The following is a 16,705-nucleotide window of genomic DNA, read 5'->3' on the forward strand; positions in this document are numbered from 1 at the left end:
TATACTAAATTTAAAGACACCTTGTTGCTTTCACTTATACACATCACTGGCTATGGGGAAGGGATGGCAGCATTCACTGCCATCTCTGGGACATACTTGTTTCGAAGCACTAGCATGTCCTGGCTCAGCTTCAGGTCCAGCACCTTGGCGTAGTGCTGTGTGGTTTTGATGGAAGTATGGCCGAGCATTTTGCACACGCTCTCCATGGGCACCCCGTTTAAAAGGGTGACGGTGGTGGCAAAGGTATGGCGGGCGGTGTGGAAGGTGACGGCCTTGTTGATGCCGCACACGTCCATGATTTCTTTCAGGTAAGCGTTCATTTTCTGGTTGCTCAGCACGGGTAGCAACCTGTTCTTGTACAGGCACTGGGGGTGCTGCTGGTACCTGTCCAGTATTATTCTAGCAGCAGGCAGCAGGGGCAGGCGGGTGGGGGTGCCGGTCTTCTGTCGCTGTACAGAGAGCCACGTTTCTCCGTCCACTCCCTTTATAATGTTTTCCTTGGCTAGTTGTTGCACGTCGGTGTAGGCAAGGCCTGTCAGGCAGCAGAACAGGAAGATGTCCCTGACCTGGCTTAGCCGCTCGGTAACCATCTCCTTGGCTGCTATTTTCTTTAGCTCTTCTTCTGTCAGGTAGACCCGCTCCAGCTGCTTTACCTTTCCTTTGTAGTGCAGGAAGGGGTTCCGATCCAGCAGGCCCTGGTGCAGGCACTCCCTGATTACTTTCTTAAGCAGCTTGATGTACTTTAGTGTGGAGTTGTTGGAGCACCTGCAGGTACTACGCAAATAAAAGTCATAGTCAGAGACAAAGCCGTAGTCCACCTGTTTCAGGTCCAGGTCCTTTATCCCGTACTTACTTAATAGAAAATCCTTTATGTGGTGCAGGGAGGTTTTATAGCCTTTCAGGGTAGCGGGTGAGTACCCGGAGCCCAGCAGGGTCTCCACGCGCTGGTTGTGCGTTTCCAGAACTTCAACGATTGTGCTGGTTTTTTCCTGCTTGCCCAGGTATGCTCGTTTTACTTTTTCTGCCGAAACTGCTTTTCCTTGTTCCAGTAACTGGCGGTGGGCTTCGAATATGTTCTGCTGGAGCGTGTCCAGGTAGGCGTTCAGCGAGAGCACCGTTTCCCTTGTGCCGGTGGCCCTTCCGGCACAGGAGTTCCACCGTAGGGGATCGCACTGCCTGGCAGTGGAGAGCTCTGCCCGCTTTCCGGCAACGGTGATGCGCAGGTAGATGGGTACGGGGCCAGTCGTGTAGTTTCTTTGTTTTTTCAGGTAAAAGATAATTCGGATGCGTTTGCTCATGGCAGTATGGCTTTAAAGGTTAATAAAATTAGCCTTGCAGCCAGCTGAAATCAAGATGTACAGGCCCTGTACAGCTTGAAATACAATGGGTTACGATAGATTCGGTGAGTTGAGAAAGTAGCTTAAAATGACGCACCGAATCACGCCCCTTTTTATCGGGAGATGCCGAATAATTCGGTAGTGCCAAAAATGCAAAAAGCCTGCAAATATTTGATTTGCAGGCTTTTTGCTGATTTTAGTATGATAACTTGTAGTCCGTAGGGGAATCGAACCCCTGTTGCCAGAATGAAAATCTGGAGTCCTAACCCCTAGACGAACGGACCGTTCTTGCTGTATTGCGGGTGCAAAGATAGGAGAGTGTTTTTAATCTGCAAACAACAGTATTTGATTTTTTGCCTGTTCATTTATAAGCCTCTGCAAATCAGTAGTAAAAAAATTAGCCACCTGATCAAGGTGGCTAATTTCGGGCAAACAGCTATAGTTATTCGCTCTTTAAGGATAGTACCGGATTGGCCATGGCAGCCTTTATTGCCTGGATGCTCATCGTAATTAAAGCGATTACCAGGGTTAAAATGCCAGCCACTATAAAGGCGCCATATCCTAATGTGATGCGGTAGGTAAAGTCCTGCAGCCAGGTATTTATCAGGTAGTAGGCTATGGGCACAGCTATGACAAAGGCCACCAATACAAGTTTTACAAACTCTTTAGAGAATAATACGGTGATGCTGAAGGTAGAAGCGCCTAATACTTTGCGGATACCGACTTCCTTGGTGCGCTGCGCTGCCATAAAGGCCACCAAACCATATAAGCCGATACAGCCAATGAAAATCGCAATCAAAGAGAATAGTTTGAAGAGCGTGTTTTGTCTGGCTTCATCCTGGTAAAACTCGGCTATAGTTGCATCCAGGTATTCATAGTTAAATACGTCATCCGGATAAACCTTTTCCCAGACTTTCTCTAAATGTTGGAGTGCTTCCTTCTGCTGGCTCATGTCTATTTTGACCGAGATAACACTGTACGCTTCCGGGTTTTTGGTCATAATGATCGGTTCTATGGGCGATGCAAGCGATGCCTGGTGAAAATCGGCTACCACACCAACTATAGTTCCTGCATACCGTTTGTCGCCCAGCGATAAATGTTTGCCTAACGCATCTTCTGGCGTTTTAAGCCCAAGTTTGCGGCGCATCGTATCGTTGATCACCATGTAGTGGATGGAATCGCCACTCGGGTAGCCTTTGCCGGCCAGAAACTTCATATCATACAAACTAAAGTAATAGGGGTCTACAAACTTTTTGTGTGTCTGAAAATCTTCATCTTTTGCTGCATGGTTAAAGTAAAAGTTGCCATAGCTGATGTTGCCGGAAGAAGGGGCGTCAGAGCCGAAACTGATTTCCTTGATAGCTGGGTTATTTAATAATTCCTGGCGCAGCGGCTGAATTTTATAGCCTGTATTTCGGGGTAAAAAGACGGTGATGACTGCTTCCTTGTTAAACCCTAAAGACTTGCTCCGGAAGTAGTTCATCTGCTCATTCACCAGTAGGGTGCAAATAATGAGTACCTGGCAAATAGTAAACTGCATCACCACTAACACCTGGCGTAACGATATTCCACCAAAACGTTGTACGCTCATGCGGCTGCGCAAAGCTGTAATAGGCTGGAAGTTAGACAACACAAAGGCAGGATAAAATCCGGCGAAAAGTGTGACCAGCAAGGTTTGAAGTACAAGGAAAAGCAGCAGTACCTGATCATCAAACAAACTGAAGCTTATCTTGAGATCAAGCAGTGTGTTGAGGTGTGGTAATGCAAGCTCCGTGAGAATAACAGAAAGGAAAGTAGCGCATAATACAATCAAAAGGGTTTCGCACAGAAACTGGATAACCAGTTGGGTGCGGCTGCTGCCCATTACCTTGCGCACACCAACTTCTTTGGCGCGTCTGATTGCCTGTGCCGTTGCAAGGTTTATAAAGTTGATACAAGCCGTAAGTAGCAATACAATGCCAACTATAGCCATCGCCCAGATCAGCTCTTTGGAAATAGGGGTTTGCGCAAATGCCCCGAAAAAGCTGGTATTGTAGTGGATGTCTTTTAAGGGCTGCAGCAGGTACTGCATGTTGTGGCCCGGGCTTTCACGTTCTACATGCTGCTTCACAAATTGGTTGACTGCTGTTTCGGCTGTAGTTGGCGACATGTTGTCTGGCAGCACCACAAATGTCTGGTGGTCGCTCGATAGGTTCCCCCAGTCGGTTGGCAGGGTTTTCCGGATGGTTTCGTAAGATACGAGCATTACAAATGGGAATTCGGTATTGCCCGGCATATCCGGCATCACAGAAACCACCTTCAGGATATACTGGTTATTGTACCTGATCACTTTGCCAACTGCATTCTGTCCCGGGAAATATTTATCTGCAAGTGATTGTGTCAGTATCACGACGTTAGGATTTGCAAATTGCGACTTTACATTTATAGGGCCTGTGTTAAAATCAAAGACATCAAAAAAGCTCGGTTCTACAAACCCGATGTTCTCGTCGACCAGGAATTTCCTGCCTGTGCCCACCGTGTTTGATGGAATATTGATCTGGGCACCCATATCACCCTTTATCTGCGTGATGGCTTCAAAGCCTAAGTTTCCGTTACTACGGAGGTTGGCGGCCAACGGGAAATGGGAGGCAGGTGTGTTAAAACCGTTTACCGGAAATGTAACGACAAACCTGTAAATCTTTTCGGCTTTGGTATGAAAGTTATCGTAGCTGAGCTGGTATTGTATGACCAGGAAAAGCAAAATGCTGCAGGTAATGCCCAGTGCCAGTCCGGCAATGTTCAGGATGCTGTAGCTCTTGTTACGGAGCAACGAGCGAAAGGCGGTGAGAAAGTAGATCTTAAACATAGTTTTATAGTTGGAGGCTTAGTTGTTAGTTATTGGTTGTTAGTTGTTAGTTATTAGTTATTGGTTGTTAGTTGTTAGTGGTTTTGGATCGGCAGGTATTATAGTTTACTCTTTAATCTTGAAAATCCATAAATCCTGATTCTGATAATGCCAAGCAGTGTGCCAAAACTATAAAAGCGGCTTCCCGGATCAATTTCCTAAACTATAGTCCGGAACAGTGTCCATCTGCGGACACTTTTTGTCCATGCATGGACAGCAGGTACTACTTTTTCCGGTAAATTTCCCATAAATTACATAAGTATAAGCCTGGCACAATATTTTACTGTGACCTGTAAACTATAACCCCGCCAACTATGGAAAATAACCTGGGCCGCATCCTGGTAATCGACGATAACGAAGATGTGCTTTTCTCTGCTAAAATGCTGCTGCGCAAATATGCCAAAGAAGTAGTAATGGAGAAGAACCCAAAGAAGATCCCGTTCCTGCTTTCAAACTATGAGTTCGACATCATTCTGCTGGACATGAACTATAGCCAGGACATTACCAGCGGGCAGGAGGGCTTTTACTGGCTGCAGGAGATCCTGAAATATGATCCATCGGCGGTGGTGATTATGATCACGGCGTTTGGCGATGTGGAAATGGCGGTGCGGGCAGTAAAGGAAGGTGCTACCGACTTTGTGCTGAAACCATGGCAAAACGAAAAGCTGATCGCCACACTTTCGGCGGCGGCAAAACTGCGCAACTCCTACAAAGAAGTAACTCAGCTGAAAGAAGTAAACCGCACCCTTTCGGCGGAGCTTAACCCTTCGACCGACATCATTATGGGTAACAGTCAACCTATGCAGCAGCTGTTTTCGATCATAGATAAAGTAGCCAAAACCGATGCCGATGTATTGCTGCTGGGCGAGAACGGAACCGGTAAAGAAGTAATTGCCCGAACTATACACCAGCGCTCCTCCCGTGCCGATAAAGTGTTTGTAACCGTAGATATGGGCGCTATCACCGAATCCTTGTTCGAGAGTGAGCTGTTTGGCCATAAAAAAGGCGCGTTTACCGATGCTAAAGAAGATAGAATTGGCAGGATAGAAGCGGCAAATGGCGGCACATTATTCCTGGATGAAATCGGTAATTTATCGCTGGCTATGCAGGCAAAACTGCTGACTGTGCTGCAGCGCCGTGAAGTGATACGGGTAGGTATCAACAAACCGATACCGGTGAATGTGCGCCTGATATGTGCCACCAACATGCCGCTGAAAGAGATGGTGCAGCGTAACGAATTTCGCCAGGATTTGCTGTACCGCATAAACACCGTAGAACTCAACCTGCCACCTTTGCGCAACCGGCTGGATGATATTCCGCTTTTTGCCGAGCACTTTTTAAGCATCTATGCCCGCAAGTACAAGCAGCCTTTAAAACGGTTGTCAGATTCCGGTTTGGCAAAGTTGCGCCGCTATAGTTGGCCGGGCAATGTGCGCGAACTACAGCACGTGTTGGAGCGGGCATCCATTATGAGCGACAACCGTGAACTGCAGGCCGACGACTTTTTCTTTTTAGCCGAAACGGAAGCGCCCCAAATTATAGCTGCAACTGCAAACGATGCCGTGAAACTGGACGACCTGGAGCGCGAAGCCGTGCAGCGGGCATTGGACAAACACGACGGCAACATCTCGAAAGCAGCCAAGGAATTAGGTTTGTCGCGCGGGGCGCTTTACCGAAGACTGGAAAAGTATGCGCTTTAAGAACTACAGGCTACAGCTGGTGTTGCGCCTGCTGCTGTTGGCGGCATCTATCTATGCATTGGCTATAGTTGGGCCATCGTCAGCCTACGGTGCCACATTTACGGGCCTGCTGGCTTTAATCCTGCTGCAGGTTTTTCTGCTGATACAGTTTCACGAGCGTACCAACCGGCAGTTCCTGCGCTTTCTGAACTCCATAAAATACGATGACTTTACCGAGCAGTTTAACGTAACCGGCGAAGGAAAAGTACAGGACGAACTGACACGTGGGTTAAACGATGTGATGGAGAAGTTCCGGGAAGTGCGTGCCGAAAAGGAAGCCCATCTGCATTACTTTGAAGTGATCGTGCAGCACATTGGCATTGGCATCATCACCTATAAACCCGACGGCGAGATACTGATGCTGAACAATGCCGCCAAAAAACTGGTGCATTTAACGCAGGCAAATACCATAAGCGAACTGCAGAAAGTAAGTCCGGAACTGGCGTTGGGGCTGCAACAACTGGAGCACGGCGATAAGGTTTTGGTGCCGGTGCGGCATGGCGGCGAACAGGCCAATTTAACGGTGCATGTCATCGAACTATCACTGCTGGGCGACCGCGTGCGGCTGGCCTCTATCCAGAACATACAGCGCGAGCTGGAAGAAAAGGAGATGGAAGCCTGGCACAACCTGATCAAGGTGCTCACACACGAGATCATGAATTCCGTTACGCCAATCGCTTCGCTTTCTGCCAGTGCCTCCGAAGAGATAAGCAGCTATACAGATACCGAAGCCGAAGAAGTAACCATTTTGCGCGAAGAGCTGGATGATGTGGGCCGCTGCCTGCAAACTATAAGTCGCCGCTCCGATAGCCTGATAAAATTTGTGAACGACTTCCGTAACCTGACCACTATCTCGGTGCCGCAAAAAACGGTGTTTAAAGTAGGAGAGCTGTTCTGCGAAATCAAGATGCTGCTGCGCGAGCAACTGGCAAATAACCATGTGCAACTGAAAGTGGAGATACCGTCTGAGGACATCCTGCTGTCGGCGGACCGCGGGATGGTGGAGCAGGTGCTGATAAACCTGGTGAAGAACGCCATGGAAGCCCTGCACGAAAAAGAACATGCCACTATAAAACTACAGGCTTACCTGGATGAGCGCAGCCGCGCCCGGCTTTTAGTTTGCGACAATGGCCAGGGCATGACTGAAGAAGCCATGCAGAAGATCTTTATCCCGTTTTATACCACCAAAAAGACCGGCTCCGGTATTGGCCTGAGCTTATCCCGACAGATCATGCGTTTGCACCAGGGCAACATTGCTGTAAATTCTAAACTTGGCGAGGGTACTGTCTTTACACTTAATTTTTAAGCACCGCTATAGTTTGCTATAGTTCATATCTCACCGCTCTTTCGGACATCCATGTACGAAAGCAATCTGCCGGGGACATGGATGTCCCTATGTTACCAATAACGCGGACAAGGATGTCTGCAACAGCTATAGTTCCTGACACGGATATCCGGAACAGCGACTTAGTATTGTTTGCGAAGGAGTTTAACTTAACTATAGTTCTGCGCAACTGCGTATAGGAGTGTAAAACCGCACCACTATGAGCAGAACCGTAACCGTTAGCGCCGAAGTACCCAATGGCTTTGTGGCCAACATACAAATGGGCGATCAGCAATTTATAATTGATGAGACCGGCATTGAACAGGGGCTTGACACCGGCCCGACGCCATACGATTACATTATGAGCGCCTTGGGGGCCTGCACGGTTATAACGCTGCATATGTACGCCAAACGAAAGCAATGGCCCCTGCAGCGCGCCGAAGTTACGCTTGTCCACGAACGCGTTTACGCCACCGATTGCGAACACTGCGACGACAAAGCTGCCAGAATATCACAGATCACCAAGAAGCTCCGTTTAATAGGCAACCTGACGCCCGAACAACGCCTTCGCCTCGAATCCATTTCTGCTAAGTGCCCGGTCCAGAAAACACTGCAGACTGGCCTCATGATCCAGACGGAGCTTGTGCCTGAACTATAGTTTGCTTCTGGCGCTGTTTTCGGTATATTCGTCATGTAAAACCACTGCAATACAGGCTTACCTATAGTTGCATTCTCAAACATATGTTCAAAAAGTCCATCTCTGCTTTTATACTTGGTTTAACCCTGCTGACAGGCTGCGTGCCTCTCGAAGAGCAGGCCCAAAGCAGCACCAGCCATCAAAGCCAGATCCGGTACGAAGATTTTATTTATAACGAAGGCATAAAGTCGGTGCAGTTTTACCAGGCAACCGGTGTGCCCGAAGAAGTGCTGGAGCCGGCCGTAACGAACCTGCAGCAGGGAAGGCCCCTTGTACTGGAGTTCGACAGGCTGAATGTGGGAACACAGCGCCTGGTGGCCAAACTGATACACTGCAACTATAACTGGACGCCCTCTAACCTGAACGAAACGCAGTACCTGAACGAGTTTAACGAGTTCTTTATAACTGATGCACAAAACTCAGTAAACACCCGCGTGCCGTATGTGCATTACCGTTTCCGGGTGCCGCGCGTGAAATTGAGTGGCAACTATGTGCTGGAAGTGCGTGAAGAAGGTGGCAACCTGCTGCTGACGCGCCGCATGATGGTGTACCAGAACCTGACCACTGTTACCGCAAAACTGGGCTTGCCTGCCGGGCCGTCGGGCCGCGAAACAAGGCAGCCGGTAGAGTTTAACGTGTTTTACAAAGACTACGAACTGGTAAACCCGGCCATGGAAGTGAAAGCTGTACTGCGCCAGAACCACCGCTGGGACAATGCCAAATTCATCCCGTCGCCAACCTTTGTGCGCGACCATCTGAAGCGCCTGGAGTACGTGTTCTTCGAGCCAAAGGATAATTTCCTGGGCCTTGCCGAGTACCGTCCGTTTGATACCCGCAGCGTGCGCTACAACGGCATTGGCGTAAGCAACGTGAACACAGAGGCAAACCCTGTAGAAGTGTTCCTGCAAATAGATAAGAACCGCTCTGCTGAAGTTTACAGCCAGGAACCGGACATCAATGGCAAGATGATCATCAATAACCTCGAGTACGGCAACGGCGACATAAACGCAGATTACACGTGGGTTGATTTTGAGCTGGAAGCCCCTGAAGAGCCAGCCGGGCAGGTTTACATTTTAGGTTCCCTTACCGATTGGAAACTATCCCCGGAAGCCCGCATGAAGTACAACCCCGAGCGGCAGGCTTATAGTGGCAAGTTGCTTCTGAAACAGGGCTACTACAATTACCAGTACGCGCTGCAGAAAGGCAATACCATAGACTATAGTTACTACGAAGGCAGCCACTTCGAAACCGAAAACTCCTACGACATCCTGATCTACTACCGCCCACCTGGTTCCCGCGCGGATCTGTTAATTGGGTATGAAGAGATCTTGTTTAACAGGAGACGTTAAGCGAATAATTTCAAATTACGCATATAGTGCAGATAAGCGTATGTTGTGGTTTATACTATAGTTATGTGGTATTTTAAATTATCAAGGAAAGTATCAAGGGATAGTATGTATAGCAATAAGAAGTACTTTGTAACTCTCATATGTTTCTTGTGTGCTTTGCAAATTCAAAGTCAGAATTTATTATTGAACGGAGACTTTGAAATCAGTACAGACTGCCCTAGAGAGGCGGGAAAAATAGAGCTATGTGAGGGCTGGACAATTCCCAATTATTCAACTCCTGACTTTTACAAGAACTGTGATAATGCTTTCCATAATATGGGTGTACCCCAAAATATTATGGGTACACAAATTGCATATTCGGGAGAAAGTTACGCCGGCATAATCTTATTTATGATTGATTACCCCATGTATAGAGAGTACATACAAGGACAGCTTCAGCATACTTTAATTAGAGGTATAAAATACCGAGTAACTATGCAGATCAGTTGGGCTGAAGTTTCAGCATACTTCTGTGAAGTCTTAGGCTATAAATTTTCAGAAGATAATGAAGGATCAAAAGGAGAGAAAAGTGAAAATAAGGTAAAGCATAAAAATGTTATTTCACGCAGTTCAGGAAGTATACCTCTAGCTTATGATAAACTCAAAGATAAGGGTAACTGGCATGAAGTTACATTCATTTATACAGCTAATGGTGGTGAAAAATTCTTAACGCTAGGGTTATTTGGGGATGCATTTAGTAACAAACAAGTGGCTGCAGCGTCTCCTGTAAAAGGGATAAGTGTTAACAAATTAAGTGCGGGAGCATACATCTATGTCGATAATATTGAAGTAATAGAATTAAGAAATTAGATTATTTTTATCATGATGATTTTACAAGTAAAGTTGATTAAGAATATGAATTGTACCTACTAAGCGTAAAATGAAACTTTTCTTAATTTTGATGCGGGAGCATATGAATTGAATTGTTCGGGCACAGCACCTCGAATGCCCTCAAGAGAATATAGGAAGTTTGTTAAGAAGTTCAACGTTAGATATTTAGTTATGGGTAATGTTATGCTTGAAAGCTATACTTGCTTGCTTAACTACAACAAAGAAACCTTTTGGACTTTTGATAAAGAGTAAGAAAATAGGGGGCACAAAAAAGTTCGGTAGGACTCAGTAGGTTTGAACAAGTATAAAAACAGTCCATAACAAGACCTAAAGCACATAAACGTGCCTTAGCCAAGCCGTTATCAATAACCTTATAATGTCCAACATCCAAAAAGCCTATAACAGTTGGGCAGCGCAATATGACACCAACTATAACCGCACCCGCGACCTGGAAGGAACTGCGCTACGAGCTATACTGGCAACTATAGCATTTGAGCGGGTTTTGGAAATCGGCTGCGGAACCGGCAAGAATACAGTTTGGCTTCAGGAAAAAGCAGCTCATGTTACAGCTGTTGATTTTTCGGAAGAGATGCTGGCAAAAGCGAAGCAAAAAATCACATCTCCTATAGTTCAGTTCAAACAGGCCGACATCACCAAAAGCTGGACTTTTACAGAAGGGAACTATGATCTGGTTACGTTTAGCCTGGTACTGGAACACATCGAGAACCTGAACCATAGTTTCAGACAGGCTGCAGAAGTATTACAAACAGGTGGTTATGTTTACATCGGAGAGCTGCACCCGTTTAAGCAATACACCGGCAGCAAAGCCCGCTTCGATTCAGCAGAAGGACGGCAGGTATTGGAATGTTACACCCACCACATCTCCGACTTCACACAAGCGGCCAAACAGCATGGTTTTATAGTTGCTAATTTGGATGAGCACTTCGATGACGGCGACAGAACACAGGTACCACGAATTTTAACGCTTCTGCTACAGAAATTGTAGGGCCAGGTCGCGACTTGGCCGCGCAATAAACTGTAACTATATAACTATAGCTCAAATTATAACTGTAGCAGAAAGTCCCCCTTTGAAGGGGGTAGGGGGATGACAAACGGTAGCTATAAAACTATACCAGCTCAAACAATAGCAAAGACTAAAATCCTGAAAATTCTTAAATCCTGAAATTCCTGATTCAGGCAAATGCCCACTATCAACTATAGCCAGCGTCATTGTTGTGCTTGTCCCTACCGGGCCAGTTGAGTTACAAACTCAACACCATCATAAGGCACGGGTTACAAACCTGCGCCAGCGAAGTATCTTGCTGAAGCAACAATAAACTATAGCTCAAACTATAGCATAACTTAAATCCTGAAAATCTTTTAATCCTGTGAATCCCGGTTCAGACAATAACAAGAAAGGGCAGCTGAATGGCTGCCCTTTTCTATATCTAAAATGTAGAAACTACACGTTAAAGCGGAAGTGCATGATATCGCCGTCCTGCACCACATAGTCTTTACCTTCTACGGCCATTTTACCAGCTTCCTTAATCTTGGCTTCGGTTTTGTATTCCTGGTAATCTTTCAGTTTGATAACTTCAGCACGAATAAAACCTTTCTCAAAATCAGTGTGAATGACACCGGCTGCCTGTGGGGCTTTCCAGCCTTTACCGATGGTCCAGGCACGTACTTCTTTTACACCAGCCGTAAAGTAAGTGATCAGGTTCAGCAAACTATAAGATGCCTTGATCAGCTTGCTCAGACCAGATTCTTTCAGGCCATACTCTGCCAGGAACATTTCCTTTTCTTCTTCATCGGTCAGTTCGGCAATCTGCGCTTCGATAGAGGCAGAGATCAACACTACCTGCGCGTTCTCGTTCTTCACATGTTCTTCCAGCGCCTTCGAGAACTGGTTACCGGTATTAATAGATTCTTCGTCCACGTTGGCCGCATACACCACCGGCTTCTCTGTCAGCAGGTTCAGGTCTCTAACCGTTTCCTTCTCTTCGTCCGTTACATCTAAGCTACGCGCGTTAAAGCCCTGCTCCAGGTGTGACTTATATTTCTCAAGGGTTGCCAGCTCTTTCTTCGCTTTGGCATCGCCAGCTTTGGCCGAGCGCTGCACTTTCAGCATCATCTTCTCAATCGACTCCAGGTCTTTCAGCTGCAACTCTGTGTCAATGATCTCTTTATCAGAAACTGGGTCTACTTTGCCGGCCACGTGTACAATGTTCGGGTCGTCGAAGCAGCGCACTACGTGTATAATGGCATCTACTTCACGGATATTTGCCAAAAACTTGTTACCTAGACCTTCACCTTTGCTCGCACCTTTCACCAGACCGGCAATGTCTACAAACTCAATGACAGTTGGCAGCACGCGCTCCGGGTGCACCAGTTCTTCCAGTATCTGCAGGCGCTCATCGGGCACGGTAATTACGCCCACGTTCGGCTCAATGGTACAGAAAGGGTAGTTGGCAGATTCTGCCTTGGCGTTAGAAATAGCGTTAAATAAAGTTGACTTACCTACGTTTGGCAAGCCCACGATGCCGCATCTTAATCCCATGTATCTATAGTTCTTAATTTCAGGGGGCAAAGATACGATTTTTTGTGGATTGGTTTATAGTTGATGATAAAGTGTTGGAGTAGGAGGAAGGTGTCGTTTTGTTTCGTCCTGTCGAGCGTCACTGAGGTATCTTATGTTTCCTATAGTTGTCGATATTGTCATCCCGAGCGAAGTCGAGGGATCTTATATGGCCTATAGTTTTAATAGTTGTCATTTCGACGCAAGTAGAAATCTATCTCAGCCTATAGTTGATGCTCAAGGGTTATAGTTCTAAAGTTGACGTTGCCTACTATTCGACACAAGCCTTTTCTTTCATAGCCGCTTTTATTCCTGGGAGCTCTACGACCTATAGTTTTATAGTTTGCTTGGCTACCTCTGAGGCCGGGAGGCCCCGTCTTCGGGCATCGCGCGGTGTATATTTCCTTTGCTCCTGACGTCGCAATGCTTTCAGCACCGGAAATCTACAAGGCGCTCAACCCAAAGACTGAAATCAAGCTCGATAGCTTCAGCTTAAACTATAGTTTCTATTTGTTTCTTGGTTAGAGCATATCTGTTTTTCTCGTGGTTGTAATTCCGTGGGTACAGGTAAACCTGTCCTACTCATGGTCTGTAACTATAGAACTATGGCTGAATCTATAGTAGTAGCAGAGTTCCCCTCCTTGGATAAGGAGGGGTTGGGGTGGTTTGACCAACCGCAATTATTGAACTATAGCCCAACTATAGCCACAGCCTAAATCCTGAAAATCCTGTAATCCTGTAAATCCTGATTCTTACAAATCTCCCTTTCCTGTTTTGGGGGTGGGGGCCCTCGATAAAAGGAGAGGGCTGGGGTGAGGTAAACAAAAAAGCCTGCAGGATTAGCTGCAGGCTTTTTAAGTATTTTAAGACAGTAGGAGCGATTATTCCCACTTCAGTTCTTCATCAAAAGTTGCGTCGGCGGTTAGTTCGGCAGTTGGTTCTGCGGTTTCAGCGGCTTCCAGGGCAGCTAAGGCTTCTTCTGTCAGCAATTCGGATTTAACGTGATCGATCGTGCCCTGCAGTGCTTCCATAAATTTCACGAAGTCTTCTTTGTAAAGGAAGATCTTGTGTTTCTCGTAAGAGAAGGTCTCGTCTTTGAACTTTCTTTTGCTTTCTGTGATGGTCACATAAAAGTCGTTTGAGCGAGTTGATTTCACATCAAAGAAATACGTTCTTTTCCCGGCTCTTACTCTTTGGGAATAAATTTCTGCTTTTTCGTTGTTCTCTTCCACCGTTTATTAGACGTTAAATTCAACTTAATGAACCTAAAAGTAACATATAGAAATGATATATAAAAATTTTTGAATTTAAAATTGAAGTTAAATTTTTATCTTATATTTGGCGTCGGACCAAAATAGTAAATCATGAATTTATGTTCAATTTTACTAATATTCCTGCTCTCTTTTTCATCGGGTAACACCCTTTACACGGCCAACGGAAAGGCTACTTACTACGCCGACCGCATGCACGGCCAACGAACCGCCAGCGGCCAGCGCTACGATAAAACGCAGTTAACAGCAGCGCACCCCACACTTCCGTTCAATACGCTGGTAGAAGTAACCAATGTAGCCAATGGCAAATCGGTAGTGGTAAAGATCAACGACCGCATGCCTAAAAACCGTCATACCATCATCGACCTGTCGCGGGCAGCTGCCAAAGAAATAGACCTGATCCGGGCTGGTATTGCCAAAGTAACTATAAAAGAAATAGATCCGGAGCAGGAAAAGCAACAAGACGTGCCATTTGTCGTTTCAGAGACAACATCTGATAAAACAAAATAGCATGTAGCCCATGAAGCAGCCCATCACCCTTGCCGATGTTCAGAAGTTCGAGAACATGGAGTTTTTGGCAAAGCAACTGGTGGAAGGTTTTATTACCGGGCTGCACCAATCCCCTTACCACGGCTTCTCGGTAGAGTTTTCGGAACACCGCCTGTACAACAGCGGCGAAAGCACCCGCCACATAGACTGGAAAGTTTTTGCCCGCACCGATAAGCTTTTTGTAAAGCGTTACGAAGAAGAAACCAACCTGCGCTGCCACCTGCTGCTGGATGTGTCGCCGTCGATGTATTACCCTACGGATACACATGGCAAGATAAAGTTCAGTGTGCTTTGTGCGGCGGCTATCGCTACCTTATTGCGCAAACAGCGCGATGCGGTAGGGCTGGTTACCTTTGCCGATACTATTCAACTACAGACTCCTGTTCGTTCCACGGCCTCGCACCTGCACACGTTACTGCTGCTCCTGCAACAGCAGTTAGATGCAACTCCGGCCCGCTCCGGCACCGAAGTGCCCGGCGTTATTCACCAGATCGCGCAGCAGATTCCGAAGCGGTCTTTGGTTATTATTTTCAGTGATATGCTGGGCCGCAACGAGGATATGGATACTACTTTTTCGGCGCTGCAACACCTGAAGCACCAGAAACATGAAGTGTTGATCTTCCATGTGATGGACCGCAGAACAGAAGAGGAATTTGACTTTGCCGAGCGCCCTTACATTTTTGTGGATGTGGAAACCGGGCAGGAACTAAAACTTCAACCATCGCAGGTGCGCGAGCATTACAAAACTGCCGTAGAGAACTATAAACGCGAGCTGGCTTTAAAATGCGGACAGTACAAAATAGACTTTGTGCCGGTAGACATCAGCGAGCCTTTTGATAAGGTGCTATATAGTTACCTGGTAAAGCGGGCAAAAGTGCGGTAACTATAGAAAACACTACACGCTTTAAACTATAAATTAACTATAGCGGCGCTACCCGAAACTCCATTGTATAGTCAGCATAGTCGGGCTGGGTAATGCCAATGGAGTAAGGCAGGTTCTCCGGGGTTGTATAGCGTGTCCTGTAAGCCTGGTCAATTTTCTCATTCAGCAGGGCATCTTTGCAGGGCACTCCTGTAATGTTCAGCACTTTGTCTCCGTACTTAATTTGCCCGTTTTTTTCATCCAGTAAAGTTGTAAACCAGCTCCGGTTGCTCTTTCCCCAACTTCTGGCAAATATTCTTCCGTCCACGTTCACCATCCAGATATTCAGGAAGGTAGTTCTGTCTTTTCCTGCCTTTATGCCGGTGAGTGTGTGGCGCGCTAGGTGCTGGTAAAAGTCCTCCGGGAAACTATAGTTTTTGGTGTTCATGAATGGATAATTGGTGATCTTAACTTCAGTAGGACAGTTGTCAAGCCTTGCGATATGGCTGCTGATTGTAGAACTATAGTTAATAACTGATCTCAAAATTTACGGTGTCGTGTTCTTTCAGGTCTATCGTCTCGTTGAAAGTTTCGGACTTGCCATCTGAACCCGTTACTTCCCAGGTTAGGTGTACTTTGCTCGTTTGTTTGTAGTAAAAGCCGCGGTACACAGTGGTTTCTGTGGTATTGGCGTCTATAGTAACTACTTCGCTCCTTAAAGAAATCCCATTAAGTGGTGACTCATTGCTGTTAGCTGTATAGGTTATTGTAAGTTTCAGCGTTTTATCTGAATCAGATGGTGTTTGTTTGAATCTTAAAGTTAGGTATGAGCCCTTTGCTACAGGTACATCGTGTTGGTTTTTCTGGCCTGATTTTAACAGCTCAGATATGTAATTCACGTCTCTTGCTTCAACATACCCACTTTTGTCGGCGGTTACCCGGAATAGTTCCTGCTGTCCGTTCTCAGGTATGATAAAACTATAATTGCCTTCGCTGTTGGATGTGGTATTATGGTTAACCGGGTTCACAAAGCTACCGTCTTTGTTTATGCCTTCTGCTACTGTCAGGTTAAGCGATGCATTGGCAACCGGAGTGTTTGTTTCTATATCAAGCACTCTGCCGCTTATTTCCGTTACGGTTTCTTCCTTTTCGCAGGAGGTAAGTAGCAGCGCTACAAAAAATAAAAGGTAAAGTTTGTTCAGTTTGCGCATGGTGTAAGGGTATAGTTTAAGGTATGGGGTTAAA

At 46.4% G+C, this 16,705-nt stretch carries 14 protein-coding genes and 1 tRNA gene; 8 read left to right on the forward strand and 7 right to left on the reverse strand.

The window, feature by feature from the left end:
- Nucleotides 1-50: 50 nt before the first annotated feature.
- The 3 genes from H7F15_RS03010 to H7F15_RS03020 all read right to left on the reverse strand — a co-directional run bounded on the left by H7F15_RS03010 (nt 51) and on the right by H7F15_RS03020 (nt 4,182).
- On the reverse strand, nt 51-1,298 hold the full coding sequence (locus H7F15_RS03010; protein WP_185195488.1) for a site-specific integrase: 1,248 nt from the start codon (nt 1,296-1,298) through the stop codon (nt 51-53).
- 251 nt (nt 1,299-1,549) lie between these two features.
- Nucleotides 1,550-1,621 (reverse strand) — tRNA-Glu (locus tag H7F15_RS03015).
- Between the two features lie 158 nt (nt 1,622-1,779).
- Nucleotides 1,780-4,182: an ABC transporter permease gene (locus H7F15_RS03020; RefSeq protein WP_185195489.1), complete on the reverse strand. Its 2,403-nt coding sequence runs from the start codon at nt 4,180-4,182 to the stop codon at nt 1,780-1,782.
- A 353-nt stretch (nt 4,183-4,535) separates the two neighbouring features.
- On the opposite strand from H7F15_RS03020, the gene H7F15_RS03025 reads away from it, so the two are divergent.
- From H7F15_RS03025 to H7F15_RS03050, 6 genes are all read left to right on the forward strand, one after another.
- On the forward strand, nt 4,536-5,921 hold the full coding sequence (locus H7F15_RS03025; protein ID WP_185195490.1) for a sigma-54 dependent transcriptional regulator: 1,386 nt from the start codon (nt 4,536-4,538) through the stop codon (nt 5,919-5,921).
- Nucleotides 5,911-7,266, forward strand: a complete 1,356-nt coding sequence (locus tag H7F15_RS03030; RefSeq protein ID WP_185195491.1) for a PAS domain-containing sensor histidine kinase — start codon at nt 5,911-5,913, stop codon at nt 7,264-7,266. The genes H7F15_RS03025 and H7F15_RS03030 overlap by 11 nt, the downstream gene beginning before the upstream one ends.
- 238 nt (nt 7,267-7,504) lie before the next feature.
- Nucleotides 7,505-7,942: an OsmC family protein gene (locus H7F15_RS03035; protein WP_185195492.1), complete on the forward strand. Its 438-nt coding sequence runs from the start codon at nt 7,505-7,507 to the stop codon at nt 7,940-7,942.
- Between the two features lie 83 nt (nt 7,943-8,025).
- A complete protein-coding gene (locus H7F15_RS03040) occupies nt 8,026-9,330 on the forward strand; it encodes a DUF5103 domain-containing protein (protein ID WP_185195493.1) in 1,305 nt (434 codons plus the stop codon).
- Nucleotides 9,331-9,393: 63 nt separating this feature from the next.
- A complete protein-coding gene (locus tag H7F15_RS03045; RefSeq protein ID WP_185195494.1) occupies nt 9,394-10,179 on the forward strand; it encodes a hypothetical protein in 786 nt (261 codons plus the stop codon).
- Nucleotides 10,180-10,576: 397 nt separating this feature from the next.
- A complete protein-coding gene (locus H7F15_RS03050; RefSeq protein WP_185195495.1) occupies nt 10,577-11,206 on the forward strand; it encodes a class I SAM-dependent methyltransferase in 630 nt (209 codons plus the stop codon).
- Between the two features lie 456 nt (nt 11,207-11,662).
- Here H7F15_RS03050 and ychF read toward each other — a convergent pair whose 3' ends face one another.
- Both ychF and H7F15_RS03060 read right to left on the reverse strand, forming a co-directional pair.
- Entirely contained in the window at nt 11,663-12,760 is a 1,098-nt protein-coding gene (gene ychF, locus H7F15_RS03055; RefSeq protein WP_185195496.1) for a redox-regulated ATPase YchF, read from the reverse strand.
- Nucleotides 12,761-13,659: 899 nt separating this feature from the next.
- Entirely contained in the window at nt 13,660-14,010 is a 351-nt protein-coding gene (locus H7F15_RS03060; RefSeq protein WP_185195497.1) for a DUF3276 family protein, read from the reverse strand.
- A gap of 132 nt (nt 14,011-14,142) precedes the next feature.
- On the opposite strand from H7F15_RS03060, the gene H7F15_RS03065 reads away from it, so the two are divergent.
- Both H7F15_RS03065 and H7F15_RS03070 read left to right on the forward strand, forming a co-directional pair.
- Nucleotides 14,143-14,559: a septal ring lytic transglycosylase RlpA family protein gene (locus H7F15_RS03065; RefSeq protein ID WP_185195498.1), complete on the forward strand. Its 417-nt coding sequence runs from the start codon at nt 14,143-14,145 to the stop codon at nt 14,557-14,559.
- Between the two features lie 10 nt (nt 14,560-14,569).
- On the forward strand, nt 14,570-15,481 hold the full coding sequence (locus tag H7F15_RS03070; RefSeq protein ID WP_185195499.1) for a DUF58 domain-containing protein: 912 nt from the start codon (nt 14,570-14,572) through the stop codon (nt 15,479-15,481).
- Between the two features lie 37 nt (nt 15,482-15,518).
- On the opposite strand, the gene H7F15_RS03075 is transcribed toward H7F15_RS03070, so the two are convergent.
- Entirely contained in the window at nt 15,519-16,004 is a 486-nt protein-coding gene (locus H7F15_RS03075) for a DUF2255 family protein (RefSeq protein ID WP_255481056.1), read from the reverse strand.
- On the reverse strand, nt 15,988-16,671 hold the full coding sequence (locus H7F15_RS03080; RefSeq protein ID WP_185195500.1) for a carboxypeptidase-like regulatory domain-containing protein: 684 nt from the start codon (nt 16,669-16,671) through the stop codon (nt 15,988-15,990). The genes H7F15_RS03075 and H7F15_RS03080 overlap by 17 nt, the downstream gene beginning before the upstream one ends.
- Nucleotides 16,672-16,705 lie beyond the last annotated feature (34 nt).

It is taken from the genome of Pontibacter sp. Tf4 (genome assembly GCF_014212495.1).
Classification (GTDB): domain Bacteria; phylum Bacteroidota; class Bacteroidia; order Cytophagales; family Hymenobacteraceae; genus Pontibacter.

What these genes read in the sequence shown, in the direction of transcription:
- H7F15_RS03040 (WP_185195493.1), top strand. Translation starts at nt 8,026, where the DNA reads ATGTTCAAAAAGTCCATCTCTGCTTTTATACTTGGTTTAACCCTGCTG.
- H7F15_RS03035 (WP_185195492.1), top strand. Translation starts at nt 7,505, where the DNA reads ATGAGCAGAACCGTAACCGTTAGCGCCGAAGTACCCAATGGCTTTGTG.
- H7F15_RS03070 (WP_185195499.1), top strand. Translation starts at nt 14,570, where the DNA reads ATGAAGCAGCCCATCACCCTTGCCGATGTTCAGAAGTTCGAGAACATG.
- H7F15_RS03080 (WP_185195500.1), bottom strand. Translation starts at nt 16,671, where the DNA reads ATGCGCAAACTGAACAAACTTTACCTTTTATTTTTTGTAGCGCTGCTA.
- H7F15_RS03065 (WP_185195498.1), top strand. Translation starts at nt 14,143, where the DNA reads ATGAATTTATGTTCAATTTTACTAATATTCCTGCTCTCTTTTTCATCG.
- H7F15_RS03045 (WP_185195494.1), top strand. Translation starts at nt 9,394, where the DNA reads ATGTGGTATTTTAAATTATCAAGGAAAGTATCAAGGGATAGTATGTAT.
- H7F15_RS03020 (WP_185195489.1), bottom strand. Translation starts at nt 4,182, where the DNA reads ATGTTTAAGATCTACTTTCTCACCGCCTTTCGCTCGTTGCTCCGTAAC.
- H7F15_RS03030 (WP_185195491.1), top strand. Translation starts at nt 5,911, where the DNA reads ATGCGCTTTAAGAACTACAGGCTACAGCTGGTGTTGCGCCTGCTGCTG.
- H7F15_RS03050 (WP_185195495.1), top strand. Translation starts at nt 10,577, where the DNA reads ATGTCCAACATCCAAAAAGCCTATAACAGTTGGGCAGCGCAATATGAC.
- ychF (WP_185195496.1), bottom strand. Translation starts at nt 12,760, where the DNA reads ATGGGATTAAGATGCGGCATCGTGGGCTTGCCAAACGTAGGTAAGTCA.
- H7F15_RS03025 (WP_185195490.1), top strand. Translation starts at nt 4,536, where the DNA reads ATGGAAAATAACCTGGGCCGCATCCTGGTAATCGACGATAACGAAGAT.
- H7F15_RS03010 (WP_185195488.1), bottom strand. Translation starts at nt 1,298, where the DNA reads ATGAGCAAACGCATCCGAATTATCTTTTACCTGAAAAAACAAAGAAAC.